The organism is Eggerthella sp. (assembly GCF_048329335.1).
Lineage (GTDB): Bacteria > Actinomycetota > Coriobacteriia > Coriobacteriales > Eggerthellaceae > Eggerthella > Eggerthella lenta.
This window is the reverse complement of record NZ_DBFEGU010000302.1, coordinates 1-24,769: the sequence shown is the minus strand read 5'-3', so window position 1 is coordinate 24,769 and position 24,769 is coordinate 1. Positions and strand designations below refer to the sequence as shown.

General features: G+C 67.2%; 20 protein-coding genes. 13 read left to right on the top strand and 7 right to left on the bottom strand.

Annotated elements, in window-relative coordinates:
* Positions 1–71 precede the first annotated feature (71 nt).
* The 9 genes from ACMO6A_RS09615 (at position 72) to ACMO6A_RS09575 (ending at position 10,117) form a co-directional block, all read left to right on the top strand.
* Complete coding sequence (locus ACMO6A_RS09615; RefSeq protein ID WP_009305907.1) at positions 72–497, top strand: 6-pyruvoyl trahydropterin synthase family protein; 426 nt, start codon at positions 72–74, stop codon at positions 495–497.
* Positions 494–1,114 (top strand): NAD(P)H-dependent oxidoreductase, encoded by a 621-nt coding sequence (locus ACMO6A_RS09610; RefSeq protein WP_009305909.1) that lies wholly within the window; start codon positions 494–496, stop codon positions 1,112–1,114. Before ACMO6A_RS09615 ends, ACMO6A_RS09610 begins: the two co-directional genes overlap by 4 nt.
* A 71-nt stretch (positions 1,115–1,185) precedes the next feature.
* Positions 1,186–1,824: an MptD family putative ECF transporter S component gene (locus tag ACMO6A_RS09605; RefSeq protein ID WP_009608046.1), complete on the top strand. Its 639-nt coding sequence runs from the start codon at positions 1,186–1,188 to the stop codon at positions 1,822–1,824.
* Positions 1,824–2,552 (top strand): energy-coupling factor transporter transmembrane component T, encoded by a 729-nt coding sequence (locus ACMO6A_RS09600; protein WP_009305913.1) that lies wholly within the window; start codon positions 1,824–1,826, stop codon positions 2,550–2,552. Before ACMO6A_RS09605 ends, ACMO6A_RS09600 begins: the two co-directional genes overlap by 1 nt.
* Positions 2,552–4,033, top strand: a complete 1,482-nt coding sequence (locus tag ACMO6A_RS09595) for an ABC transporter ATP-binding protein (RefSeq protein WP_418471162.1) — start codon at positions 2,552–2,554, stop codon at positions 4,031–4,033. Before ACMO6A_RS09600 ends, ACMO6A_RS09595 begins: the two co-directional genes overlap by 1 nt.
* A 3-nt stretch (positions 4,034–4,036) precedes the next feature.
* Positions 4,037–5,011 carry a helix-turn-helix domain-containing protein gene (locus tag ACMO6A_RS09590; protein ID WP_009305916.1) on the top strand — a complete coding sequence of 325 codons (975 nt, stop codon included), beginning with the start codon at positions 4,037–4,039 and terminating at the stop codon, positions 5,009–5,011.
* A 99-nt stretch (positions 5,012–5,110) separates the two neighbouring features.
* The gene (locus ACMO6A_RS09585; RefSeq protein WP_009305917.1) at positions 5,111–6,394 is read left to right on the top strand and encodes an ATP-binding protein; all 1,284 of its coding nucleotides are present in this window, start codon (positions 5,111–5,113) and stop codon (positions 6,392–6,394) included.
* Positions 6,395–6,519: 125 nt separating this feature from the next.
* The gene (locus ACMO6A_RS09580) at positions 6,520–8,307 is read left to right on the top strand and encodes an ABC transporter ATP-binding protein (protein WP_114558044.1); all 1,788 of its coding nucleotides are present in this window, start codon (positions 6,520–6,522) and stop codon (positions 8,305–8,307) included.
* Positions 8,300–10,117, top strand: coding sequence for an ABC transporter ATP-binding protein (locus ACMO6A_RS09575; RefSeq protein WP_009305920.1), 1,818 nt, complete (start codon positions 8,300–8,302; stop codon positions 10,115–10,117). Before ACMO6A_RS09580 ends, ACMO6A_RS09575 begins: the two co-directional genes overlap by 8 nt.
* A 26-nt stretch (positions 10,118–10,143) precedes the next feature.
* Here the strand turns inward: ACMO6A_RS09575 and ACMO6A_RS09570 are convergent, their stop codons facing one another.
* Positions 10,144–11,115, bottom strand: a complete 972-nt coding sequence (locus ACMO6A_RS09570) for a helix-turn-helix domain-containing protein (protein WP_114558045.1) — start codon at positions 11,113–11,115, stop codon at positions 10,144–10,146.
* 221 nt (positions 11,116–11,336) lie between these two features.
* Here ACMO6A_RS09570 and ACMO6A_RS09565 point away from each other — a divergent pair, with 221 nt between their 5' ends.
* From ACMO6A_RS09565 to ACMO6A_RS09555, 3 genes are read left to right on the top strand one after another with little or no spacing between them, the layout of a single operon-like run.
* On the top strand, positions 11,337–11,948 hold the full coding sequence (locus tag ACMO6A_RS09565; protein ID WP_009305925.1) for an MptD family putative ECF transporter S component: 612 nt from the start codon (positions 11,337–11,339) through the stop codon (positions 11,946–11,948).
* Positions 11,945–12,661, top strand: a complete 717-nt coding sequence (locus ACMO6A_RS09560) for an energy-coupling factor transporter transmembrane component T (protein WP_009305927.1) — start codon at positions 11,945–11,947, stop codon at positions 12,659–12,661. The genes ACMO6A_RS09565 and ACMO6A_RS09560 overlap by 4 nt, the downstream gene beginning before the upstream one ends.
* Before the next feature lie 10 nt (positions 12,662–12,671).
* Positions 12,672–14,165: an ABC transporter ATP-binding protein gene (locus ACMO6A_RS09555; protein WP_009608063.1), complete on the top strand. Its 1,494-nt coding sequence runs from the start codon at positions 12,672–12,674 to the stop codon at positions 14,163–14,165.
* Between the two features lie 56 nt (positions 14,166–14,221).
* On the opposite strand, the gene ACMO6A_RS09550 is transcribed toward ACMO6A_RS09555, so the two are convergent.
* The 6 genes from ACMO6A_RS09550 to ACMO6A_RS09525 form a co-directional block, all read right to left on the bottom strand.
* Positions 14,222–15,955 carry an ABC transporter ATP-binding protein gene (locus tag ACMO6A_RS09550; RefSeq protein ID WP_009607971.1) on the bottom strand — a complete coding sequence of 578 codons (1,734 nt, stop codon included), beginning with the start codon at positions 15,953–15,955 and terminating at the stop codon, positions 14,222–14,224.
* Positions 15,952–17,760 (bottom strand): ABC transporter ATP-binding protein, encoded by a 1,809-nt coding sequence (locus tag ACMO6A_RS09545; RefSeq protein WP_015759917.1) that lies wholly within the window; start codon positions 17,758–17,760, stop codon positions 15,952–15,954. The genes ACMO6A_RS09550 and ACMO6A_RS09545 overlap by 4 nt, the downstream gene beginning before the upstream one ends.
* A gap of 52 nt (positions 17,761–17,812) precedes the next feature.
* Entirely contained in the window at positions 17,813–19,303 is a 1,491-nt protein-coding gene (locus ACMO6A_RS09540; protein ID WP_009305931.1) for an ABC transporter ATP-binding protein, read from the bottom strand.
* Between the two features lie 5 nt (positions 19,304–19,308).
* Complete coding sequence (locus ACMO6A_RS09535) at positions 19,309–20,070, bottom strand: energy-coupling factor transporter transmembrane component T (protein WP_009608071.1); 762 nt, start codon at positions 20,068–20,070, stop codon at positions 19,309–19,311.
* Positions 20,067–20,717, bottom strand: coding sequence for an MptD family putative ECF transporter S component (locus ACMO6A_RS09530; protein WP_009305933.1), 651 nt, complete (start codon positions 20,715–20,717; stop codon positions 20,067–20,069). The genes ACMO6A_RS09535 and ACMO6A_RS09530 overlap by 4 nt, the downstream gene beginning before the upstream one ends.
* Before the next feature lie 137 nt (positions 20,718–20,854).
* Entirely contained in the window at positions 20,855–21,469 is a 615-nt protein-coding gene (locus ACMO6A_RS09525; RefSeq protein WP_009305934.1) for a TetR/AcrR family transcriptional regulator, read from the bottom strand.
* Positions 21,470–21,730: 261 nt separating this feature from the next.
* Here ACMO6A_RS09525 and ACMO6A_RS09520 point away from each other — a divergent pair.
* Positions 21,731–24,769: ATP-binding cassette domain-containing protein (locus ACMO6A_RS09520; protein ID WP_418471161.1), on the top strand; the 3,039-nt coding region annotated here is incomplete at its 3' end.

The following is a 24,769-nucleotide window of genomic DNA, read 5'->3' as shown; positions in this document are numbered from 1 at the left end:
CACAGGTGGGGTGCGACCGTGGGAGTGTGCTATCATGACGGCGAACACAGCGGCCATGCAAAGGAGCCATCATGTACGGATTGAAAACCGAGGCCAGCTTCGACTCGGCCCACTTCCTGACCGATTACTACGGCAAGTGCGAGAACCTGCACGGCCACCGGTGGAGAGCGGTGGTGTACCTCGAGGTCGCCGACCTGCAAGCCGACGGCACGATGAAGGACATGGTGGTTGATTTCGGCGTGTTCAAGCGCGCGGTGCGCGACCTGGCCGAAGAGCTGGACCACACCTTCCTCGTGGAAGAGGGCTCGCTGGCCGCGACGACGCTGGCCGCCCTCGAGGCCGAGGGCTTCAGCCTGACCGTCCTGCCCTTCCGCACCACCGCCGAAAACCTGGCGCGCTACGTCTGCGACCGGCTGACGGAGCAGGGTTTCCCCGTGTCCCAGGTGGACCTGTACGAAACCCCCAACAACTGCGCCATCTACCGGAGGACGGCATGAACGTTTCGGTCATCCTGGGGCATCCCTACGACGGCAGCTTCAACGCGGCCATCGCCCAGACCGTGGTGCAAACGCTGGAGGAGGACGGCCATGCGGTGGCGTTCCACGATTTGCACGCGGAGGGCTTCAACCCGGTGATTCCCCCGTCCGAGCTGGTCAGCGATGTGCCGGCCGACGATCTGACGGCCCTGCACCAACGCGAGATCAAGGAGGCCGACGGCATCGTCGTCGTGCATCCCAACTGGTGGGGGCAGCCGCCCGCCATCCTCAAGGGATGGGTCGACCGCGTGCTGCGGGAGGGCGTGGCCTACGGGTTCGCCGAGGGCGATTCCGGCGGCGGCCTGCCCATCGGCCTGCTGAAAGCCCGCGCGGTGCTCGTGTTCAACACGTCGAACACGCCGGAAGCGCGCGAGCTCGAAGCTTTCGGCGATCCGCTGCAGCGGCTGTGGCGCGACTGCATCTGCGACTTCTGCGGCGTGACCACGTTCGATCGGGTTATGTTCCGCGTCGTTGCCGACAGCACGCCGGCCGACCGCCGCACGTGGCTTGAGCAGGCGCGCACCATGACGCGCGAAAGTTTCCCGTCCGAATGGAACAGCGCTGCCCGATCGGACTAGAACCGTCTGCCCCGTTGCCGCATACTGTCTCCGATATAAGTAACCCTTGGCTAACAAGTAAGGAGACCTTCATGGCAAGCAGCGTCGCATCGACGGCGAGCCCGGCACCTTCCCCGAGCGAGGGGAAGGTGCTCAAGGGCCGCGACCTCATCAACATCGGCATCTTCACGGCCATCTACTTCGTCATCCAGTTCGTGTTCATGCTGTGCGGTGGCATCCATCCGGCGCTGTGGGTGTTCATGCCGGCGCTCGACGGGTTGTTCGCGGGCATCCCGTTCATGCTCATGTGCGCGAAGGTGCAAAAGCCCGGCGCCGTCGTCATCATGGGGCTCATCGTGGCGCTCATCTACTTCGCGACGGGCATGTTCACGCCGCTCATCCTGGCCATGATGGCGGCATCTTGCGTTGTCGCCGAGGTCATCCGCGCGGTTGCGCGCTACCGCAGCTTCCTCGGCAACGCGGTGGCGTACGCGGTGTTCGGCCTGGGCATGTGCGGAAGCCCCCTGCCGCTGTGGGTGTTCCACGACTCGTTCGTCTCCCAGATCGCCGAGCAGGGTATGGGCGCCGACTACCTGGCGTCGCTTGACGCGCTGTCCACGACGCCGATGCTGATCGCCATGTTCGCCGTCACCATCGTGGCGGGCCTCGCGGGCGCGTATATCGCGCGCTGCCTGTTCAAGAAGCACTTCGAGAAGGCGGGGCTCGTCTAATGCAGGCCACCTACGCGCTCGAGGATCGTCGCGTGCTGGGCCGGGCGCCGCGCTCCGGCGTGCTCGACCTCGACCCGCGCACCATCATGGGCGTGCTGCTGGCGGCGTCGGTGGTGGCCTTCATGTCGAAGAGCCTCACGGTTGAGCTGGGCCTCGTGCTGGGCGTGGCGCTGCTGCAGGCGCTGACGGGGCACGTGAGGATGGCGCTTGCGTTCGCGGGCGGCTACGCGGTGCTGTGGGCGGTGCTCAACCTCGTGTTCCCGCACGTCGGAGGCGTTGCAGCCACCATGTTCACCATCAGCTTCACGTTCTCGCGCAAGATCTTCCTGTGCCTCATGGTGGGCTCGCTGCTGGTGGCCGAATGCTCGGTGCACCGTCTGACGGCCGCGCTCGAGCGCCTGCGCGTGCCGCAGGTGGTGCTCATCCCGCTCACGGTGACCATGCGCTACTTCCCGGCGCTCAAAGACGAGATGGCGCACATCCGCGACGCCATGCGCCTGCGCGACATCCCCGCTTCCGAGCGGCTGGAATGCTTCGTGGTGCCGCTCATCATGTCGGCCACCACCACGGCCGACGAGCTGTCGCGCGCCGCGACCTGCCGGGGCATCGAGAACCCGGTGCGCTCTACCGACACCGAGCGGCTGCGCATGCACGCCGCCGATTGGGCGGTGCTCGCGGCGTCCGCGGCGGCGGTCGTGGTCGTGGCGCTGTGGGGAGGGGCGTACTGATGGCGGCGGCTCGGCAGTGCGCTGAGGCGCGCGGCGGCGGGCGCGCCGCGGCGCGCGGCGACGAGGCGCCGGTCGTCGTCCGCCAGCGCGATGCGTCCTGCCGCGGGGCCGGCGACGCGCTCATCCTGGACGGCGTGGACCTCACCGTGCGCCGTGGCGAATGCGTGCTGCTGTGCGGGCGCTCGGGCATGGGAAAGACCACGGTGACGAAGCTGATCAACGGCCTCATCCCGCAATTCGAGCCCGGGGTCGAGCGCACGGGCGAGGTGGAGGTGTGCGGCTTCGATCCGGCGCGCTGCGCCATGCACGAGCTCGCGCGGCACGTGGGCAGCGTGTTCCAGAACCCGAAATCGCAGTTCTTCAACCTCACCTCCAACGATGAGCTGGCGTTCGGCCTGGAGGCGGCGGGGGTCGACGCCGACGCGATCGAGGAGCGCATCCGGGCGACGGTGGGGGCGCTGCACGTCGAGCACCTGCTCGACCGCGGCGTGACGAAGATGTCGGGCGGCGAGAAGCAGAGCCTCGTGTTCGCCTCGGTGGACGTGATGGACCCCGACGTGTACGTGCTGGACGAGCCCACCGCGAACCTCGACGCGCGCGCGATCCGCGTGCTGCACGACCAGATCGCCGCCATCCTCGCGCGCGGCAAGACGGTGATCGTCGCCGAGCACCGGCTGTACTTCGTGGCCGATCTCATCGATCGCGCGGTGCTCATCGAAGGGGGCCGCGTCGCGCGCGAGTTCTCGCCCGAGGACTTGCGCGCGCTGTCGGAGGAGGAGCGCGCCCGCCTGGGCCTGCGCGCAGTCGACCCCGCCGTCGCGATGGCCGTGACGTGCCCGGCGGCCCCCGCGTGCGCGACGGGTGCGCTCGAGCGCGGGCTGTCGCTGCGCGGTTTCGCCAGCCTGCGCAAGAAGCGACGCGTGTTCGCCCCGGTCAGCTTCGACGTCCCGCGCGGCGCGGTGGTGGGCGTGACGGGCGCGAACGGCGTGGGGAAGTCGACGCTCGTGCGCGCGATGGCGGGCCTCGAGCGCGCGACGGAGGGGGAGCTGCGCTTCGACGGCGCACCGCTCGATGCCCGCGCGCGCCGCCGCCGGTGCTCGCTCGTCATGCAGGACGTGAACCATCAGCTGTTCAGCGACAGCGTGCGCGGGGAGTGCGAGCTGTCGGCGGGCGGCGTCGACGCGGCTCGCGTGGACGAAGTGCTGGCGGCCCTCGACCTGGAGCATCTGGAGGCGTGCCACCCCATGGCGCTGTCCGGCGGCCAGAAGCAGCGGCTGGCCGTGGCCTGCGCCCTGCTCGCCGGGCGGGAGGTGCTGCTGTTGGACGAGCCGACGAGCGGGCTTGACTTCGGGCATATGGTTGAGGTAAGCCGGTTGGTGAAAGGGCTGGCTGAACGGAACATCTGCATCGTCGTGGTCACGCACGACTGCGAATTCCTCAGCCGCAGCTGCGATTTCGCGTACGAATTGGAGGCGGGCTGATCGATGGGCGAGGCGGGCGATGTGCTGTCGTGCGTGATGGCGGGTGGCGAAGGCGTCGTGGAGGAGCGGCCGGGAGGGGCCGTGCTCCGTGTGAAGAACGACACGGGCGAGGGATCCATGGCCTTCTGCCAGGTGTTCGACGGCGTGGGACTCTCGTTCAACGACTTCCGGCTGGACGCGTACGATTCGGGGTTCGTGGCCGGCCCGGACATGCTGTGCATCGACCACTGCCGCGAGGGGCGCATCGAGCAGCCCGTCGCGGGCGGCGCTTACTCCTACGTGGCGTCCGGCGACCTCAAGATAGACGACCGCTCCCGCCATACCGGCATGTTCGTCCTGCCGCTGGGTCACTACCGCGGCATCACCGTGTCCTTCGACCTCGCCCGCGCCGAGCGCTCCATCGCCCAAGCGCTCGGCGGGTTCCCGGTTGATCTGCGCGCGCTGCGCGATCGCTTCTGCCGCGGCGGCGACCCCTTCATCATGCACGACGCACCGGGCGCGGAGCACATCTTCTGCGAGCTGTACTCCGTGCCCGACGAGATCCGCGCGACGTACTTCCAGCTCAAAGTGCTGGAGCTGCTGCTGTTCCTGCAGGTGCTCGATCCCGGCCCCGTGCGCGAGCGTCGGCCGTACTTCTACCGCGCGCAGGTGGAGAAGGTGAAGGCGGCGCGCGACTTCATGGTGTCCGACCTCACCGTCGAGCACACCATCGACGAGCTGGCCGACCGCTTCGATCTGCCGCCCACGGCGTTCAAGACCTGCTTCAAGGGGGTGTACGGCCTGCCGCCGTACGCGTACCTGCGCACCTTCCGGATGGAGCGCGCCGCCGCGCTTCTGCGCGAAACCGACCTGCGCGTGGCCGACATCGGCCTGGCCGTGGGCTACGACAGCCCCTCCAAGTTCACCGCCGCCTTCAAGGCCGTGATCGGCCAAACCCCCACCGTCCACCGCCGCGACCGCGCAAGGTACGTGCGATAGCGCGATAACAAGTTGCTTTTTGACTGATTTGTAACTTGCTATTTGTATGATATACTCATTGCGAAATACTTGATTGCCGTCGGTTTCGGAGGGATTTCCATGACGCTCACACCCACGGGGTATAGACCTCGCGTTATCGATGCAGAACTTGCGCGTTGCCTCAAGTTGTTCGGTGCCGTGGAGATACGTGGGCCGAAGTGGTGCGGCAAAACATGGGCAGGACTCAATCAGAGCGTCGACGAGGTGTACATCGCCGACCCCTCGGATGGCTACGTGACGCGTCGACTTGCTCGGCTCGATCCGGATTCCGTGCTGCAAGGCGACCATCCGCTCCTTGTGGATGAGTGGCAGGCTGCGCCAGGCGTATGGGATGCGGTACGCGCCTCGGTGGATCGTGCGCCCGAGCCTGGTCGGTATATCCTCACTGGTTCGGCGCAACCGCTTCTCAAGGACACCGTGCACAGCGGAACCGGGCGAATCGTCAGCATCGATATGCGGCCGATGACCCTGTTCGAGTCGGGCGACTCGACGGCCGAAGTGTCGCTCGAGGAGCTTTTCGACAATCCCGGGAAAAAGATACGAGGGCGCTCTTCCCATAAACTTGACGACATCATCGCATTGGCTGTTCGCGGTGGATGGCCCCGCGCCGTTGGCCTTGATCCGGGGGACGGTGCTCTCATCGCGCGGCGATACATAAAAAGCATCGTCGGCGGCAAGGATGTGGAGTTTGAAGGCGTGCGGTACTCGCCTGCCAAGCTTGAGGTGCTGCTGCGCTCCTTATCTCGCAATACGGCCACCATGACGAGCATGTCCACCATTCAGAAAGACGTTTCGAGCGTCGATGCGAACGGATTGTCGCGATCGACAGTTCTCGCGTACGTTGATTATTTGCAGCGCATCTACATGATATGGGAGCAGCCTGCATGGCGGCCGGAATTGCGTTCGGCAACGCGCCTGCGAACCACGCCCAAACGCCACGTTACCGACCCCTCCCTTGCGGCTGCAAGCTTGAAGGCGGGGCCGAATAAGCTCAAGAGCGATTTGAACACGTTCGGGTTCGTTTTCGAGACCATGGCGGCGCGCGACTTGCATGTGTACGCGCAGAGCCTGGGGGGTCAGCTGTGCCATTACCGTGACAATTCGGGCTTGGAGATCGATTCGATAATCGAGCTCGACAACGGGGGCTATGCCGCTATCGAAGTGAAGCTCGGGGCCGATCAAGAGGATGAAGCGGCTGCGAACTTGATTCGTTTCGCTAGAAAGATGGAAGCGGGAGGTATCGATGCCCCCGCTTTCCTCGCTGTGGTGGTGGGTACTGGAGGGTTCGCTTACACGCGTTTGGACGGTGTGCATGTTGTGCCTATCGGATGTCTCGCGCCGTAGAGAGAGGTAAGTCTTAGATAACTTCCCACCTGATTGGAACAGGGCTGGCTTGATGGAGCGGAACGTGCCTGCTGGGAGCCGTATAGTCAGGAGCGTTCGCATTCCCAACTGAGAAGGTGGTTTTGGTGGCTCCTGTGACAGAAACGCCCGCGAAGGCATCGTGGCTGGCCGTGCTGCTTTCGTACGCCGGCCGCTGCCGGGGGAAGATGGCGGTCTCGCTGCTGTGCTCGGTGGCCAGCGTGGCGGCCGGGCTCGTGCCGTTCTACGCGGTGTACCGCATCATCGACGAGGTGATCGCCCCCGCGCCCGACGGCGGTGCCGTGCTGGCTTGGGTGGGCGCGGCCGCGGCGGGCTACGTGGCGTCGAAGGTGCTGTTCGGCGCATCGACGCTGCTCTCGCACGTGTCCGCGTACACCATCCTCGAATCGCTGCGCGACGACGTGGTGGAGAAGCTCATGAAGACCTCCCTCGGCACCGCGGCGTCGAAAAGCATCGGCCAGATCAAAAACGTGTTCGTCGATCGCATCGAGGGCGTGGAAGTGCCGCTGGCGCACATGATCCCCGAGCTTTCGGGCAACGTGCTGCTGGCGGCTGCCATCGCGGTGTGGATGGCACTCATCGACTGGCGCATCGCGCTTGCGTGCCTGGTCACCGTGCCCATCGGGCTGGTCGTGTTCGCAAGCGGCCTGGCGGCGTACAACAGGATGTACGCCGCCTACATGGCCGAGGGCAACCATGTGAACAGCGTGATGGTGGAGTACGTGGAGGGCATCCAGGTGATCAAGGCGTTCAACCAGGGTTCGAACTCCTACCAGAAGTACGCCAACGCCGTCCGCTCGTTCAAGGACTTCACCCTGGGCTGGTTCAAGGCCACCTGGGTCAGCATGAACCTCGCGTTCTCCATCCTGCCGACCACGCTGCTGGGCGTGCTGCCCGTCGGGCTGGCGCTGTACCTGGCGGGAGACGTCACCCCGGCCGAGCTGGGGTTGGAGTTCGTGCTGGCGCTGGCGGTGGTGGCGCCGCTCATGAAGCTGTCATCGTTCCTCAACGAGGCGAAGGCGATGGAGTACGCCGTGGCCGACGCGAGCGAGTTTCTCGACCTGCCCGAGCTGCCGGAGCCTGCGCAGCGCGCGGCCGTGCGCGACGAGGGCGTGGAGTTGGCGAACGTGTCGTTCTCCTACGAGAGCGGGGAGGAGGTGCTCCACGACGTGAGCCTGCGCGTGCCGCGCGGGTCGTTCTGCGCGCTCGTGGGGCCGTCGGGCTCGGGCAAGTCCACTCTGGCGCGCCTGATCGCGCGGCATTGGGATGTGGGCGCGGGCGCCGTGCGCGTGGGCGGCGTGGACGTGCGCGACATGCCGCTGGACCAGTTGTCGCAGCTCGTGAGCTTCGTGGCGCAGGACAACTACCTGTTCGACTGCTCGCTTCGCGAGAACATCCGCATGGGCAAGCCCGACGCCACCGACGACGAGGTGCTGGCCGCCGCGCGCGCCGCTTGCTGCGACGACTTCATCGGCCGCCTGCCGCATGGCTACAACACGCCGGCCGGCGAGGCGGGGCACGCGCTGTCGGGCGGCGAGCGCCAGCGCATCTCCATCGCCCGCGCCATCCTCAAGGACGCGCCCATCGTGGTGCTCGACGAGGCCACGGCCTTCACCGACCCGGAGAACGAGGAGCGCATCCAGCAATCCATCGCCCGGCTGACGCGCGGCAAGACCCTGCTGGTCATCGCGCACCGCCTGTCCACCGTGGCGGCGGCCGACGACATCGCGGTGGTGGATCACGGGCGCATCGTCGCGCACGGCACGCACGACCGGCTGCTTGCCGCCTGCCCGCTCTACGCGTCCATGTGGCAGGCTCACGTGTGCGCGAAGGCGTGGTCTGCCGTTTCCCGAAAGGAGGCCCTCGATGCTTAAAGCGCTCAAGCGCATCATCGCGTGGACGGGACCGTACCGGCGCAACCTGTACCTGGGCTGCGTGTGCTCGTTCTTCATGACGTGGGCCACGGCGGCCCCCGTGATGCTGGCCGCGTGGATGCTCGCGCAGGTGGTGGACGACGCGCGCGGCGTCTCGACGCTCGACCCGTCGGCGGTGTGGCTGTCGCTGGCGGCCATCGTCGCGTGCATCGCCGCCCGGTTCGCGTTCTCGTACGGCAAGAACCGTCTGCAGGAGAGCATCGGCTACGAGGTGGCGCCCGAGGTGCGCATCCGCATCGGCACCATCCTCAAGCGCGTGCCGCTGGGCTACTTCTCCCGCATGAAGACGGGCGACATCCTCGCGACCACCACCACCGAGCTGGGCATGCTCGAGCTGAACGGCATGAAGATGATCGACGCCGTGGTGAACGGCTACGTGTCGGTGGCGGCCGTCATCGCGTTTCTGGCCGTGATGGACTGGCGCTGCGCGCTGGCGGCGCTGGCGGGCGTGGGGCTGTCGGCGCTCGCGCTGGCGGGCATCAACCGACGCAGCCGGAAGCTCACGCCGGCCACGCACGAGGCTTCCGAGCGCCTGTCCGGCGCCATCGTGGAGTTCGCGCGCGGGCTGGGCACGGCGAAGTCGTACGGCCGCGGCAGCTCCGCGCTGCAGCCGATGTACGCGGCGTGCGCCCAGGCGAAGAAGGCCCGCGTCGACGTGGAGTTCGGCTTCACGCCGTTCAACGTGGCGCACCTCGTGGCGCTCAAGCTGGCCAGCGTGGCCCTCGTGGGCTTCGCGGCCTGGGCGTGCCTCGGCGGGACGCTGCCGCTGTGGATGTTCTTGGCCATCGCCCTGCTCTCGTTCACCATCTTCGGCGGCGTGGAGGGCGTGGCCGACTCGGCGCACATGCTGGGCGACCTGAACGACGTGCTGGACCGCCTCGACAAGATCGAGCAGGCGCGCTTCATCGACGAGGACGGGCGCGCGCTCGACCTCGACCGCTTCGACATCGCGTTCGAGGACGTGGCGTTCTCCTACGACGAAGGTCCCGAGGCGCGCACGGTGCTGCACGACGTGAGCTTCGCCATACCCGAGGGCACCACGTGCGCCATCGTGGGCCCGTCCGGCTCGGGCAAGACCACCATCGCGAACCTCATGGCGCGCTTCTGGGACGTGAGCGCCGGCAGCGTGCGGGTGGGCGGCCACGACGTGCGCGAGTTCACCTGCGACAGCCTGCTGGCGAACTTCTCGATGGTGTTCCAGAACGTGTACCTGTTCAACGACACGGTGGAGGCGAACATCGCGTTCGGCTGCCCCGGCGCCTCGCACGACGAGGTGGTGGCCGCCGCGAAGCGCGCGTGCTGCCACGGCTTCATCGAGGAGCTGCCGCAGGGCTACGACACCGTGGTGGGCGAGGGCGGCAGCAGCCTGTCGGGCGGCCAGAAGCAGCGCATCTCCATCGCGCGGGCGCTGCTGAAGGACGCGCCCATCGTCGTCCTCGACGAGGCCACCGCCAGCGTCGACCCGGAGAACGAGCAGCTCATCCAGCAGGCCATCGGCCAGCTGACGGCGGGCAAGACCGTCGTGGTGATCGCGCACCGCCTGGCCACGGTGGAAGCGTCCGACCAGATCCTCGTGGTGGACGGCGGCACGGTGGCGCAGCGGGGCACGCACGACCAGCTCATGGCCGAGGGCGGCACGTACCGCCGCTTCGTGGAGATCCGCCGGCGCGCCGAGGGCTGGCGGATCGCGAGCGACGACGCGGTCGCTCCTGCGCCCGCGGAGGACGCGCCCATGCCCGCGGCGTCCTAGCGGCTCCGCCCCGGCCGCCGCGCCTCCTACCGCTCCAGTCCCCGGCGGTACTCGCTGGGCAGCAGGCCGGTCTCGCGGCAGAACAGCTCGCTGAAACGGCTGGCGCACGTGTAGCCCACCGCGTGCGCCACCTGCTCGATCGACAGGTCGGGCATCCGCAGCAGCCCCTCGGACTGGCTGATGCGGCGGCTCTGCACGTAGCGCGTGAGCGTGGAGCCGGTCACCGCCTTGAAGCACTCCTTGAACTTTGTGGGGCTCATGCATGCGGCCCGCGCGAGGTCGTCCACCGTGAGCGCGCTCGCGCAGTGGTCGTCGATGTACAGCGCCACGGCCTGGATGCGCTCGCGGTCCTCGGGCGCGACGGCGCGTCCCGACGTGTCCCGGCGCGCTTTCGTGCGCTCGACGATGAGCCCCATGGCCTCGAACACCTTGCCCTCGTAATACAGCTGGCTGCGATGCTCGTCGCCCGGGCGGGGCCACAGCCCGGCCAGCAGCGCGCGCAGCTCGGGGGAGTCGCCGTCGTCGCTCAGCGAGGCGAACGCGTCGCGCACGCGCTCGAACTGCCCGTCGTACTCGCGCTCCAGGTACGCGCGCGACATCTCGGGCCGCACCTCGATGGACACGGCCTTCACGGGCACGCCGCCGTGCACGAGCCCGCGCCAGCCCCCGTCGCCGCTGTAGAATCCCCAGATGCTTTTCGCCCGCAGCCGCCGATACGGCGTGAACTCCTCTCCCGAAATGGACTCGTACCAGGCCACGCTCAGGTATTCGGGCAGCTCGAACTCCATGACGGTGTCGTGGAGCAGCGTGAAGTCGTGGATGGCGATCTGCCAGCGATCGGAGGGTGCGAGGATGTGGAAGCTGCCGGACGTTTCGCCTTCGCCCCGGTACGAGCGCCACAGGGGGCAGAAGCCCTCCGGCGGCTCATATTCCTCGAAGCCGATCTGCTCGAGCGACGGGGCGTGGATGATGTCGTGCGAGGGCGGGCGGTGCTCCATGGGTTCTGCTCCTTCATGCGGTTGCTCGCGGCGGCGCGGCGGTCGGCCGCAGGGACGTGCGCCGCAGGGGCGTGCCGCGTGCGACGATCGGACGCGGCGGTGCGACGTTCGGACGCGCGGGCGCGCATGCGCGACGTCGTTTCCGCCCCTCCGCGTATGATACACCATTGTTAACCGAGGCTATCTTTTCCGCATGAAAATGAATCAGAAGGAGGTCTGTCATGCGTTCAGCCATGCAATCCGACAAGAAGGGGCTCACCGCCCGCGACCTGGTGACGTGCGGCGTGTTCATCGCCCTGTACTTCGTGTTCATGATGGTGGGCAGCATGCTGTTCGCCCCGAACCCCGTGCTGACGTTCCTCATGCCGGCGGGTGCGGCCCTGCTCACCGGCCCCATCTACCTGCTGCTGGTGGCGAAGGTGCCCAAGCACGGCCCCATCATCATCCTGGGCGTGGTGGAGGGGCTCATCATGTTCGTGACGGGCATGTACTGGCTGTGGGCGGTAGCGCTCGTCGTGCTGGGCGTGGTGGCCGACCTCATCGCCGGCGCGGGCCGGTTCCGCAACAAGAACCTCAACCTCGTGAGCTTCCTCGTGTTCTCGCTCAACCCCATGGGGTCCTACCTCATGCTGTGGATCGATCCGTCGGGCTACACCTCCTACCTGGCCGGGAAGGGCACCGAGCAGGCGTACCTCGACACGATGGTGTCCACGGGCGCGGGCTGGGTGCTGCCGGGCATGATCGCGCTGACGCTGGTGTGCGCCCTGGTGAGCGCGCTGGTGGGTCGCCGTCTGCTGAAGAAGCAGTTCGAGAAGGCGGGCGTCACCGCATGATCGATCGCGCGTTCCGGCCCGATCCGCGGGCCAAGCTTGCGCTGCTTCTGCTGTGGGCCGTCGCGGTGTTCCTGTCGCCCGGGCTGTGGTTCGAGGCGCTCCTGATGCTGCTGAGCGTGGCGCTGGGCATCGCGCTGGGGAAGGGGCGGCTCGCGCTGGGCATGCTGGGGCTGTACGCGGTGATGATGGCGTGCATGCTGGCCACGGCGCAGCTGGACACCGGCGTGCTGAAAACGATGCTGTCGTCGTTCTTCATGCTGGTGCGCAAGGTGTTCCCGTGCGGGCTTCTGGCGGCCGTCATCGTGTCCACGACGCACGTGAACGAGTTCATGAGCGCGTTCTCGCGCATGCGCGTGCCACGCCAGGTGACCATCCCGCTGGCCGTGATGCTGCGCTACGTGCCGGCCATCCGCGAGGACTGGCGCTTCATCTCGGACGCCATGCGCATGCGCGGCGTGAACGCCAGCCTGGCCGGATTCCTGCGTCGACCGGGCATGACGGTGGAGTGCCTGTACGTGCCGCTCATGATGAGCGCGTCGAACGTGGCCGACGAGCTGTCGATGGCCTCGGTGGCGCGCGGCATCGAGAACCCGGCGCAGCGCACGTGCTACACGCATATCGAGTTCCGCGCGTCCGACGGGCTGCTGGTGGCCGCCGGCGTGGCCGTGGTCGTGGCGGCGCTTGCGTGCAGCCTGTTGGGCGTGGGGAAGTGAGGTCGAGACGATGATCGAGTTTGACGATGTGAGCTTCGCGTACCGCGCGCCTGCGGAAGGCGCGGGCGCGCCCGAGGGGGTGCGCGGCATCGACCTGCGCGTGGAGGCGGGCCGGTGCGTGCTCGTGTGCGGCGCGTCCGGCTGCGGCAAGACCACGGTGACGAGGCTGGCGAACGGGTTGGCGCCCTCGTTCTTCCCGGGGACGCTCGAGGGACGCGTGCTGGTGGACGGGCGCGACGTGGCCGACCTCGAAAGCTGGGAGGTGGCCGCATGCGTGGGCTCGGTGTTCCAGAACCCGCGCACGCAGTTCTTCAACGTGGATTCCACGGGCGAGGTGGCGTTTTCGCTGGAGAGCATGGCGTGGCCCGAGGAGCGCATACGCGAGCGCACGCACGATACCATCCGCCAGCTGGGGTTGGAGGAGCTGGCCGACCGCAGCATCTTTTCGCTGTCGGGCGGCGAGAAGCAGCGCATCGCGTACGCCAGCTCGTGGGCGCCCCATCCGGCGAACCTCGTGCTGGACGAGCCGACGTCGAACTTGGACGAAGCGGCCATCGCGGCGCTGCGGCGCTACCTGCTGGACGCGAAGGCGCAGGGCGCGGCCGTGCTCGTGGCCGAGCATCGCCTGTGGTGGCTGGCCGACGTGGCCGACGAGGTGGTGGTCATGGAGGAGGGGCGCATCGCGCGGCGCTTCGACGGCGCGACGTTTCGGGCGCTGCCGTCGTCGGAGGTGCGCGACCTGGGGCTGCGGGTGCGCGCTTTGGCCGACGAGCGGGCGCGCGAGCGGCGGGCGCCGGGCGATGCGCGCGAGCCGCGGGCGCCCCTCGTGCGCCTGCGCGGCGTGCACGCCTCGTACGGCAAGCGCGAGGTGCTGCACGGCGTCGACCTCGACCTGCGCGAGGGCGAAGTGGCGGCGCTCGTGGGCGCCAACGGCGCGGGGAAGTCCACCCTGTGCCGCACCATCGTGGGGCTGCATCGGGAAAGCGCGGGCACGACGACGATCGACGGTGAACCCGCAGGGCCCAAGCAACGCCTGCGCGCCTGCTCGATGGTGTTCCAGGACGTGAACTACCAGCTGTTCGCCGACAGCGTGCGCACCGAAGTGAGCTTCGGGCTGACGGACGCTGAGGCGCCCGACGCCGCGCGCGTGGACGAGGTGCTCGACGGCCTGGGGCTGGCGGCGTACGCCGAGCGCCACCCCGCCACGCTGTCGGGCGGCCAGAAGCAGCGCCTCGCCGTGGCGGCCTGCATCGCCACCGGCAAGCGCCTCCTCGTGTTCGACGAGCCCACGAGCGGGCTCGACCTGGGCAGCATGCGCACGGTGGCGGCGCTCGTGCGCCGGTTGGCCGACGAGGGCCGCGCCGTGCTCGTGGTCACCCATGACCTGGAGTTCATCGGCCAAGCCTGCGACAAGGCCGTTCGCGTGGAAGCCGGCCGCATAGCCGCCGAAGCCGTCGTGGAGGGCGACCTGCAAGCGGTGAGAGAGCTGTTGGCGAAGGGGTGATACGAGGGTTGCCGAGGGAGCGCGGCGCTTTGCCCCCCCCCGCTTTCCTGTGCTTCTTATGCCGTCCAGCTGCGGGCTTTTTCCTGTTCGGCGATGGCGTGGGCGTACCAGCCGCCCTGCGCGAGCAGCTCGTCGTGGGTGCCCCGCTCGCGTACGCGACCGTCGTCCAGCACCAGTATCTGATCGGCGCGCTCCACGGTGTCCAGGCGGTGGGCGATGACGATGACGGTCTTGTCCGCCATGAGCACGTCGAGCGCCCGGTTGATCTCGTGCTCGTTGTCGGCGTCCAGGCTCGAGGTCGACTCGTCCAACAGCACGATGGGAGCGTTCTTGATGAGCGCTCGCGCGATGGAGATGCGCTGCTTCTCGCCGCCGGAAAGCGTGGAACCGCCTTCGCCCACCAGGGTGTCGTAGCCCTGCGGCAGCGCCTCGATGAAGTCGTGGCAGTGCGCGGCGCGGGCGGCCGCTTCCACTTCCTCCTGCGTCGCATCCGGCTTGCCCACGCGGATGTTGTTCGCCACGGTATCGGCGAGCAGGTACACGTCTTGGAACACGACGGCCACCTGCTCGGCCAGCGCGTCGGGCGCGATATCGCGCACCTCGTGCCCGCCTACGCGCACGCTGCCGCTGCTCGCATCCCAGAACCGCGAGATCAAGCTGATGACGGTGGTCTTCCCGCTGCCCGAAGGTCCGACGAGCGCGGTGCGCGTCCCGGGCTGCGCCGTGAACGTCACCCCGTGCAGCACCTCCTTGCCGTCGGCGTATCCGAACCGCACATCGTCGAACCGCACGTCGAAGCTCGTGAAACGGGGGTTGCCGTCGCGGTACGCAAGGGGGCGTTCGGCCTGTATTCGCTCGATGCCCTCCGCCGCTTTGGCCAGGTAGTTCAGCTCGGGGTAGATCACGCCGAGCGTGGTCATCATGCTGGAGATGGATACGGCGATCATGACCGCCGCGATGAGGCGGGGCGCGTCGAGCTGGCCGTCCATGAACATGAGCGTGCCCGCCACGAGCCCGAGCGGAACGATGAGCGAGGTGGCCACGGAGAACAGCACCGAGAACGGCATGATGGACAGCTCCATGCGAATGGATTCGCGCTTCAAATCGGCGAAGCTGCGGTCGAGCCGCTCGAAGCGCCGGCCGGTGAGATTGTAGAGCTTGAACGTCTTGATGCCGTTGATGTACTCGATGATGCGGGATATGACCGCGTGGACGCTTTCGCGATAGCGGACGCCGCCCTTGCTTGCCGCGCGCCCGCCCAGGCGCGCAAGCGGCAGGGAGGCGACGACGATCGCGAGGATGATCAGCCCGTAGAGCCAGTTGATGGCGAAGGCGAACGCGCATGCGAGCACGCTGAAGCAGACGACCTTGAAGAAGCTCGCCAGCGAGGTGGTGATGGTCTGCTCGAAGTCGCTCACGTCGGTGGTGAGAACCGATGCGAGCTGGCCGATGCTGTTCTTGTCGAAGTACCCCAGGTTCAGCCTGCGCAGGTGGTTGCCGATCGAGAGTCTCAGGTCGGCGGTGATGTCCGCGCCCCGGAACTGCGTTTGGGCGTAGTTCGTCACGTACAGCGCGGCGCGCACGACGAACAGCACGACGAGCGCGCCGCTGTAGAACGCAAGCAGCTCGGCGTTGAACGCGCCGGCGACGAGGTTGATGATGGCTGCGATCATGACGGCGAACATGCCCATGTGCAAAAGCGAGTCCGCGCAGGAAAGCGCGATGGGCAGCACGAGGGTCTTGGCTTTGTCGCCCGCTACGGTTCGGACGGTTTTGATGAGCGTTATCATGCCAGCGACTCCTTCTTCTCCGTGCGGTGCGTGTAGGCGTCCCACATGCGGGCGTAGGCGCCGTCTTGCTTGATCAGGGAATCGTGCGTTCCTCGTTCTCGCAGGCGGCCGTGGTCGAACACGCATATCTGGTCCGCATGCACGATGGTGTGCAGGCGGTGGGCGATCATGATGCAGGTCTTGTTCGTCAGCAGGTGCGAGAGCGCAAGCTGGATCCGGTGCTCGTTCTCGATGTCGGTGAAGCTGGTGGCTTCGTCGAACACGATGATGGGCGCATCCTTCAAGATGGCGCGAGCGATGCACACGCGCTGCCGCTCGCCGCCGGACAGCTTGACGCCGTTCTCTCCCAGCAACGTGTCGTAGCCGTTCGGCAGGCCCTCGATCGTGTCGTGGATCTGCGCGGCCCGCGCGGCGGCCTCCACCTGCTCGCGCGTGGCGTTCGGTCGGCCGAGCCTGATGTTCTCGTACAGGGTGTCGTCGAGCATGAAGGCTTCTTGGAACACGAAGGACACCAGATCCATGAGGTTGTCGGTGCGCAGTTCGGACAGGGCATGCCCGTCGATGCGCACCGCGCCTTGGCGCGTTTCCCAGAACTTGGGGATGAGCTGGGCTGCGGTCGTCTTGCCGGCGCCCGAGGGGCCCACGAACGCGGTCAGGCTGCCGGCGGGCAGATCGAGGCTGACGTCGGTGAGCGCGTTGGTCTCGGCGGCGCCGTAGCCGAACGTGACGTGATCGAACGCCACCGCGTGCGGTTTCGCCGGATCGAGCGCGAGCGTGCCTTCGGAAGCCTCGGGCAGGTCCATGATGTCCTGTATGCGCTCCATGCCGCTCATGATCTGGTTGAACGTCATGGCGAACGTGAGCAGGTTCAGGAGGCTGGACAGGAACACCATGCTCATGATCATGAAGAACAGGTAGTCGGCGGCCGAAAGGGAGCCCTGCAGGTACAGCACGCCGCCCAAAGGCAGCACGAACAGGATGCCGCTTTCCACGATGGCCACGAACACGCCGTAGGAGTAGCCCTGGCTCTTGGTGCACTGCTTCCAGAACTCGTTGTACTCGGTGACGGCGTCGGCGTACTCGCGGTAGCCTTTCGCGTCCAGACGGTAGGCCTTCATCACGGGCATGCCGTTGATGAACTGCATGATGGCCGCATTGAGCTTGGCGAGCAGCCGGTGGTACGTGGGCATCTGCTTGCCGGTGGCCGCCATGGCGAACAGCTGCACGGCAACGCCCAGCACCACGGGGACCAGCATGCCCAGAGCCATGGGCACGTTCAAGGTGAGCAGGTAGCAGAACATGATGGCGGGCGTGCAGGCGGCGGCGACGATGTCGGGGATCTGGTGGGCGAGAAACTTCTCGATGCGCTCGACGTCCTCGATGATCACCTTTTTGAGAGCGCCCGAGGTCGTTTGATCGAAGAACCCGAGGTTGACCTTCGCGATGTGCCGGCTGATCTGCGCACGCACCTGGTACAGGGTGTTGAAGGCCCCGATGTGCGAGCACGCGCCCGAGGCGATGGCGAACGCGAACTTGCCCACGATGGCCACGGCGGCGATGATGCCGTACTGGAGCGCCGCGCCCGCGTCGGCGTTCCCCTCGATGAGGAACAGCAGCACCTGGTACACCATGACGAACGGCACGAAGGAGCACAGGGCGCTCATCACGCTGAACAGCGCAGACAGCGCCAGATGAAGGCGGTAGCGTCCTGCCAGGTGGAGCAGGTAGGCCATGCCGGAGCGCCGCTTGGCGGGTTGCTCGGCTTCGGGGCGTTTCTGGGTGCGGGCGTTCTCTTCCGGGTGCATGGTCGCACCCCCTTTCTCGATGGGGTAGGGGCGTTGGAATCGGATGGCGCGGTCACCGCATGGCGGCGAGCAGCTCTTCGGCGTCGCGGAGGGGGACGTCCTGCGCGACCCGCCCGTCGCGCAGGTGCAGGACGCGGTCGCACGTGGCAACCGCGCACTCCACGTCGTGCGTGATCATGAGGATGACGCGGCCCTCGTGCGCGAGCTTCTCGATCTGCCTGCCGACGGAGCGCATGCTCTTTCCGTCCAAACCGCTCGTGGGCTCGTCGAGCACGATGACGGAGGCGTCGTGCATGAGCGCGACGCCCAGGGCGAGCCGCTGCTTCTGCCCTCCCGAAAGCGTTGCCGGGTGGCGGTCGGCAAGCGCGCCCAGGCCCAGCGCATCGAGCACCTCGTCGGCGCGGGCCGTCCGCTCGGGCGTTGCCTTCTGCCCGCACAGCAGCTCGTCGCGCACGCTTTCGCCGAACAGCTGGCTGTCCAGATCCTGCATGATGTACCATATGCGTCCTCGGCGCCGTCCGGACGCGAGCTTCTTCCCCTCCACGCGCACGGTGCCGCCGTCCTCTTTCACGAGGCCGGCGAGCAGCTTTCCCAGCGTGCTCTTCCCGGTGGCATTGGGGCCCACCACGGCGACGATCTCGCCGGGGCGGCAGGCGAAGCTCACACCGTCGGCCACGATCCGCTCGCCGAAGGACTTGCGCAGCCCCTCGACTTCGAGCAGCGGCGGCACGTGCGGGGCCGCGCAGGTCCGTTTCCTGGCAGGTGCGGTCAGGCCCTCGAGGTTCGCGCTGCGCAGCCCGAGGGCCTCGATGCGCGCGGGGTCGAGGGCGACGAGTTCCGCAGGCGTGAACGAGTCGGCGATGCGGCCGTTGGCGAGGTAGACGATGCGGTCGGCGATGCCGCGCAGATAGTACAGGCGATGCTCGGCCAGGAGCACGGTCTTTCCCTGCTGCTTGAGCGCGCGTATCAGGTTGCCGAGCTGCTCGGTGGCCTCGTGGTCGAGGTTGGCGGAGGGCTCGTCCATGACGTAGAGGGGCGGGTCGATGGCCTTCGCGGAGGCGATGGCCACGCGCTGGCGCATGCCGTACGACAGCAGGCGCACCTTCTCCTCGAGCAAGGGGGCGATGTCCAGCTCGCTTGCCGCCCCGTGCACGCGCTCGACGATCAGCTCGTGATCGAGCCCGTAGTTCTCGCACCCGAACGCGATCTCGCCCGCCACCTCGTTCGCGAAGAACTGGCTGCGGGGGTCTTGGAACACGTTGCCCGCCGCGAGCCCGCGTTCCCACGAAGGGATGTCGTCGACCTCGCGCCCGAACAGGCGCACCGTCCCGGTCAGCTCGCCTTCGTAGAAGGACGGCACCAGGCCGTTGACCACGCGGGTCAGCGTGCTCTTGCCTCCGCCCGAGGGCCCGGTGAGCACCACCACCTCGCCGGGTTGGACGGTCAGGTTCACGTCCTCGAGCTGGGGAGCGGAGCCTTCGTAGGCGAAGGTCAGGTGCGCGAGTTCGATGGCCGGCGCCTGCGGGTCGTGGTTCGGCATCATGTCGCTCACCCCACCACGATCAAGATCGAGGCGATCGCGAACCCCGCCATGAGCGCTCCGTCGCCGATCCGCATGCCGTGCGCATAGTAGCTCTGCTTCGCGCAGGGGCTCTCGATGCCGCGCACGATGCAGGATGAAGCCAGCTCGTCGGCGATGGTGAGCGAGCGGAACACCATGGGCACCACGCCGAACTCGAGCGTTGCGAGCGGATGCGCCAAGACGTGCGCCGGCGAGCGGAGGAAGCCGCGGGTGCGCATGGCGTCGCGCACGTCGGCCAGCTCGGACAGCATGGTGGGCATGAAGCGCAGGATGACGATGACGGCGAGCAGCACGGGGGAGGGGATGGGCAGCTGGCGCAAGCTTGCCATCAGCTTTCCCGAGGGAGCTTGCACGAGCAGGTACACCGGCATGAGGAGGGGTAGCATCTCCAGGACGAAGGTGAACGCCATGGGCGAGGGGAACCCGATGTCGAAACGCACGTTGAGGGCGAGCCATGCGTGCGTCACCGCGAACGCGAGCAGAAACCCGGCGCCGGCCCTTGCGAAGCCCATCGCGGCCATGAGCACGAAAAGGGCACAGGTGAACGCGACGTGCAGCATCGTGCTGGTGGACAGGAAGGTCACGGCGCACGTGCACACGATGATCGCGAGCAACGAGAGGACGTTGACCTCGCGGATGCGGGCGTGCTGCCGGGTTGCCCCGTCCCGACGGGTCGGCGCGCTCAGAGCGGCCTCGGCTGGCGCGGCAGGGTGCACGGCGCCGCTCATTTCACGATACCCGCCTTCTTGAAGTGCTTCCTGAGCAGGCGGTTGCCGAACAGGCATCCAAGCACGGCCAGCACGGCGGTGATGGCGCAGGCGCCCAGCAGGTGCAGCGGGTTCGACAGCAGGTCGAGCTGCATGGTCAGAACCGGGGCGGTGAAGCCGTCGGTCGTCGCTTTCGCCACGTAGGCGTCCCACGCAGCCCAGACGGGCACGGCATTGCCGATGACCATGCCGACCGCCCAGATGGTCCAGCCGACGGTGTTGCGCACGGGGCTGCGGTACGCATCCTTGCCGATCATGGCCAGCTCGCAGATCGCCGCGACGCCGGCGAAGTAGGGAAGCAGGAACACGTAGCCTGAAAGCGCGAGCACCGTGCCGTACACGATGCCCCACACGAGGAAGACGCCATGCTTGTTCAGGCGATTCGCCACGACGAGGTAGAACGTCGCGCAGAGGAACATCTGGATGCCGGCGCACAGGTACAGATACACGAACGGGAACGGCATGGTCAGGGGTCCCGTGACCATGCATACGAGGAACGTCAGCACCATCATGGCCGCGACGGTCATGACGTCGCGGGTTGCGATGCTCTTCTTGGAGGCGCGCCCGCGTGCGCCTCGGGTGGTGTCGATGGTTTTCTCGGTGCTCATGCTGCTCTCCTTTCGGGTGGGCCCGTCGGGCCGGGCTGGTGGAAATCGGGCGCACGAAGGAAGGCCCGTCGTGCGCGGGTGTTCGAGCGGACTGCTTTTGTTAGTTTGAGCTAACTAGTGGTCATGGAAAGACGGCATCACCCGCCGAAGAGGTTCTCCCAGCCGGGGCGGAAGAAGTCGACGATGAGTTTGATGCGCGCAACGGCGTCCTCTTTCGAGGTGTCGTGGCGAACGATTTCGAAGAATGCGTAGTATTCCGCGCTCACGAGCGCATGGAGGTCGTCGTGGGACGGGCTCGCGCAGGCAAGGCCGCGCTCGCGCATGGCGTCCAGGTAGGCGAGCGATTGGCTGACTTCTTCCTCTACGAGATCGTCGAGGAAATGCTCGTAGCCGCTTCCCGCCGCGTGGTTTATCAGCAGGTCGAACGGCTCCTTGTGCTCGAAGATGTAGTCGACGATGCGGGTGATCACGTCTTCGGAGGTGCTCCACATGTCTTCGGGGCGCCCTTCGTCCAGCTGCTCGAACCCCTGGTCGTTGCCCGTGCGGAAGAGCCCGAGCAGGTGCGCGGATACGGGCTCGACCAGCGCGGCGAACAGCGCGCTTTTGTTCGGGAAGCGCACGTACAGCGCGCCGGTGGTCACGCCGGCGTTCTGCGCGATGCTGCGCAGGCTCGCCTTCTCGTATCCCTTGTCCAGAAACTCTCGCTGCGCGCTTTGCAGCACGAGACCGCGCGTTTCCTCAACCTGCTTCACATCCTGATCCCTTCTCATCAATAACAATGTTATCGATAACGACGTTACGAATAATGTCATACACGGTTAACTCTGTCAAGGAAAAGATGGGCGATCGTCCTCGAATCGCGGCGTCTCCGTTGCCGGTGACGGAACGCTTCGGTACGACGATCGGACGGCGGTTGAGTTGCATCGGACGCGCGAAGTTGCAGTGGGCAAACTTCCTTTTCGCGTGTTCTATCCTTGCAGCCGAACGATATGTCACAGGTGCAAGGAGTCTGCATGAACAGTCCGATCAGATTGATATTGAAGTGGGCGGGACCCGACCGGAAGTACTTGATCGCGGCCGTCGTGTTCGCGTTCGTTTCGGGGCTTATGGCCATGGTGCCGTACTACGGCGTGTACGAGATCATGAAGGCGGCCTACGAAGGGACCTGCACGTGGGAGGTCATCACGTCGAACGCGCTCGTCGTAGCGGTGGGCGTGTGCATCCAGTACGCGTGCTTCGGATGCGCGGGCGCGCTGTCGCACAAGGGCGCGTACAACACGCTGTTCCGCGTGCGGTGCCGCGTCGTGGACCATCTGGCGCACGCGCCGCTCGGGCAGCTCGACGAGCGGTCGACCGGCTCCATCAAAACCGTCCTGTCGGACGACATCGAGAAGCTCGAGCTGTTCCTGGCCCACAACATCACCGAGGCGATCATGTACCTGACCGGCCCCGTCGCGGCGTTCATCTTCCTGTGCTCGGTGAACGTGCCGCTGGCGCTGGCGACGCTCGTGCCGTTCGCGGCGGCGTTCGTCGTGATGGGCGTCATCTTCAAGCGCATGGCCGGCGTGATGCCGCGCGCGAGCGCGGCGTTGTCGCGGATGAATGCGGTGATGGTGGAGTACGTGCGCGGCATGCGCGTCATCAAGGCGCTGAACATGGGCTCGAAGTCGTTTCGCCGCTTCCAGTCCGCCGTGGACGAGGAGCACGCCGTGTGGTGCGACATCGCGCGGAAAACGGGTCCGGGCTTCGCGGCGTTCGTCATCATCATCGAGTGCGGCATGCTCGTGATGGTGCCGCTCGGCGGCTTCCTGTTCTCCACGGGAGCCATCTCGGGCAGCACGTTTCTGCTGTTCGCGTTCGTCGGGTCGCTCTACCTGACCGAAATTCGCCTGCTTCAGGAAATCGGCAGCAAGTACGCCCAGGTGAAAAGCGGGGCGATCAAGGCGCAAGAGCTGCTGGACCTGCCCGCCTTCGCCGGCGGCGCGCCGTTTCCCGCCAAGAGCGACGTGCGGCTCGAGAACGTGCGCTTCAGCTACGACGGCACGCGCGAGGTGCTGCACGGCGTGAACCTCGCCGTGCAGCAGGGCGAGCGCCTGGCCGTGGTGGGGCCCAGCGGCGCGGGGAAGACCACCATCGTCGAGCTCGTGTCCCGCTTCTACGATGCGACCGAGGGCACGGTGCGTATCGGTGGCGTGGACGTGCGCGACCTCGATTACGACGACCTGCTGGCGCACGTGGCCGTGGTGTTCCAGAAGACGTTCCTCACGAGCGGCAGCATCCTCGAGAACATCCGGATGGGCAAGCGCGCCACGCTGGACGAGGTGCGCGAAGCGGCGCGGCAGGCGCGCATCGACGACTTCATCATGGGGCTCCCCCGCGACTACGACACCGAGATCGGCACGCTGGGCGAGCGCCTGTCGGGCGGGCAGCGCCAGCGCATCGCCATCGCCCGCGCCATCCTCAAGGACGCGCCCGTGCTCATCCTCGACGAGGCCACCAGCGCGGCCGACCCCGAGAACCAGGTGCAGATCGACGAGGCCATCGCCAACCTCTGCGCGGGCCGCACGGTGGTCATCGTGGCGCATCGCCTGGGCGTGGTGCGCACCTGCGACCGCGTGGCCGTGGTGGAGGACGGCGGCATCTCGGCCGTGGGGACGCACGACGAGGTGCTTGCCGCGTGCCCGTACTACCGCAAGGCATGGGCGGACTACGAGCGGACGCGCCGCATCACGTTCGGGTTCGGCGCCGCGGCGGCGGAAGCGGAGCCGCGGCAGCGCGCCGCAAGCGATTCCGTCCACCGTGCCGCCGCGCAGCCGCAGGGCGCATCGTCGGCGCCCGCGCAAGCGCCCTCGAGCCCGACCCTGGATCCGGCCCCGGCCCCGGCCTCCGCCTCCGCCTCGACCTCGGTGTTCGCGAAGAACCGCGACTTCTCCGTCTCGGTGGCGTGCACCGTCATCGAGGGACTGCTGTCGGGCTGCAACTTCGGCCTCATCTTCCTGGTGATGCAGCAGGTGTTCAGCGGCGCGGCCGACTTCGGCACCCTGCTGGGATTCACCGGCGCCCTTGCGCTCGTGTTCGTGCTGCGGCTCCTCATCTACGGCTACGGCTACGTGCGCGGGCAGATCGGCGGGGCGCAGGTCAGCCGCAACCTGCGCCAGTACCTGGGCGACAAGATCAAGCGCATCCCCCTCGCGCGGTTCACCGAGCGGTCGAGCGGCGACTACCTCAACGCGCTCACCGCGAACGTGAACGATTACGAGCAGATCCTCACCCACCGCACCGGATCCGTCGTCAAAGACATCACGCTGGCCGTGATGCTCACCGGCTTCGTCTGCTGGCTCTACCTGCCGGCCGGCGCGGTCGTGGCGCTCTCGTTCGCGCTCATCGTGCCCGCGATGGCGCTGTCGTGGCACCAGGTGCGACGCTACGGCACCCGCAAAAGCGACATCTGCGCCGCGAACACGAGCCGCACCGTCGAGCACGTGACCGGCATGCAGACGCTGCGCGCCTACGGCATCGGCGGCGTGAAGAACGAGGCCATCGTGGACAGCATGCGGGAGTACTCGGACGTCAGCTTCTGGTACGAGGCGGCCCTCATCCCCCTCGGCGCGGTCATGTCCATCATCGTGGGGCTGTGCCAGCCGCTGCTGTTCCTCATGTGCGGCGCGGCGTACCTCGACGGGGCGCTGGGCGCGGTTCCGTACCTGCTGATCATCATGCTGCCGCTGTTCATGAACAAGGTGTGGAACAGCATCTTCGTGAACCTGACGGCCTACAAGAACCTCATGATCGCGAAGCGCCGCATCCAGGCGGTGGTGGACGAGCCGGAGGAGGCGGGCAGCTTCGACGCGCTGCCGGCGACGGGATCGCGCATCGAGTTGGCCGACGTCGGGTTCGCCTACTGCAAGGGCGAGCCGGTGTTCGAGGGGCTGCGCCTGACGTGCGAAGACGGCAAGCTGACCGCGCTCGTGGGCGACTCGGGGTGCGGGAAGTCCACGGCGCTCAACCTCATCGCCCAGTACTACCGGCCCGCGCGCGGCACGGTGCGCATC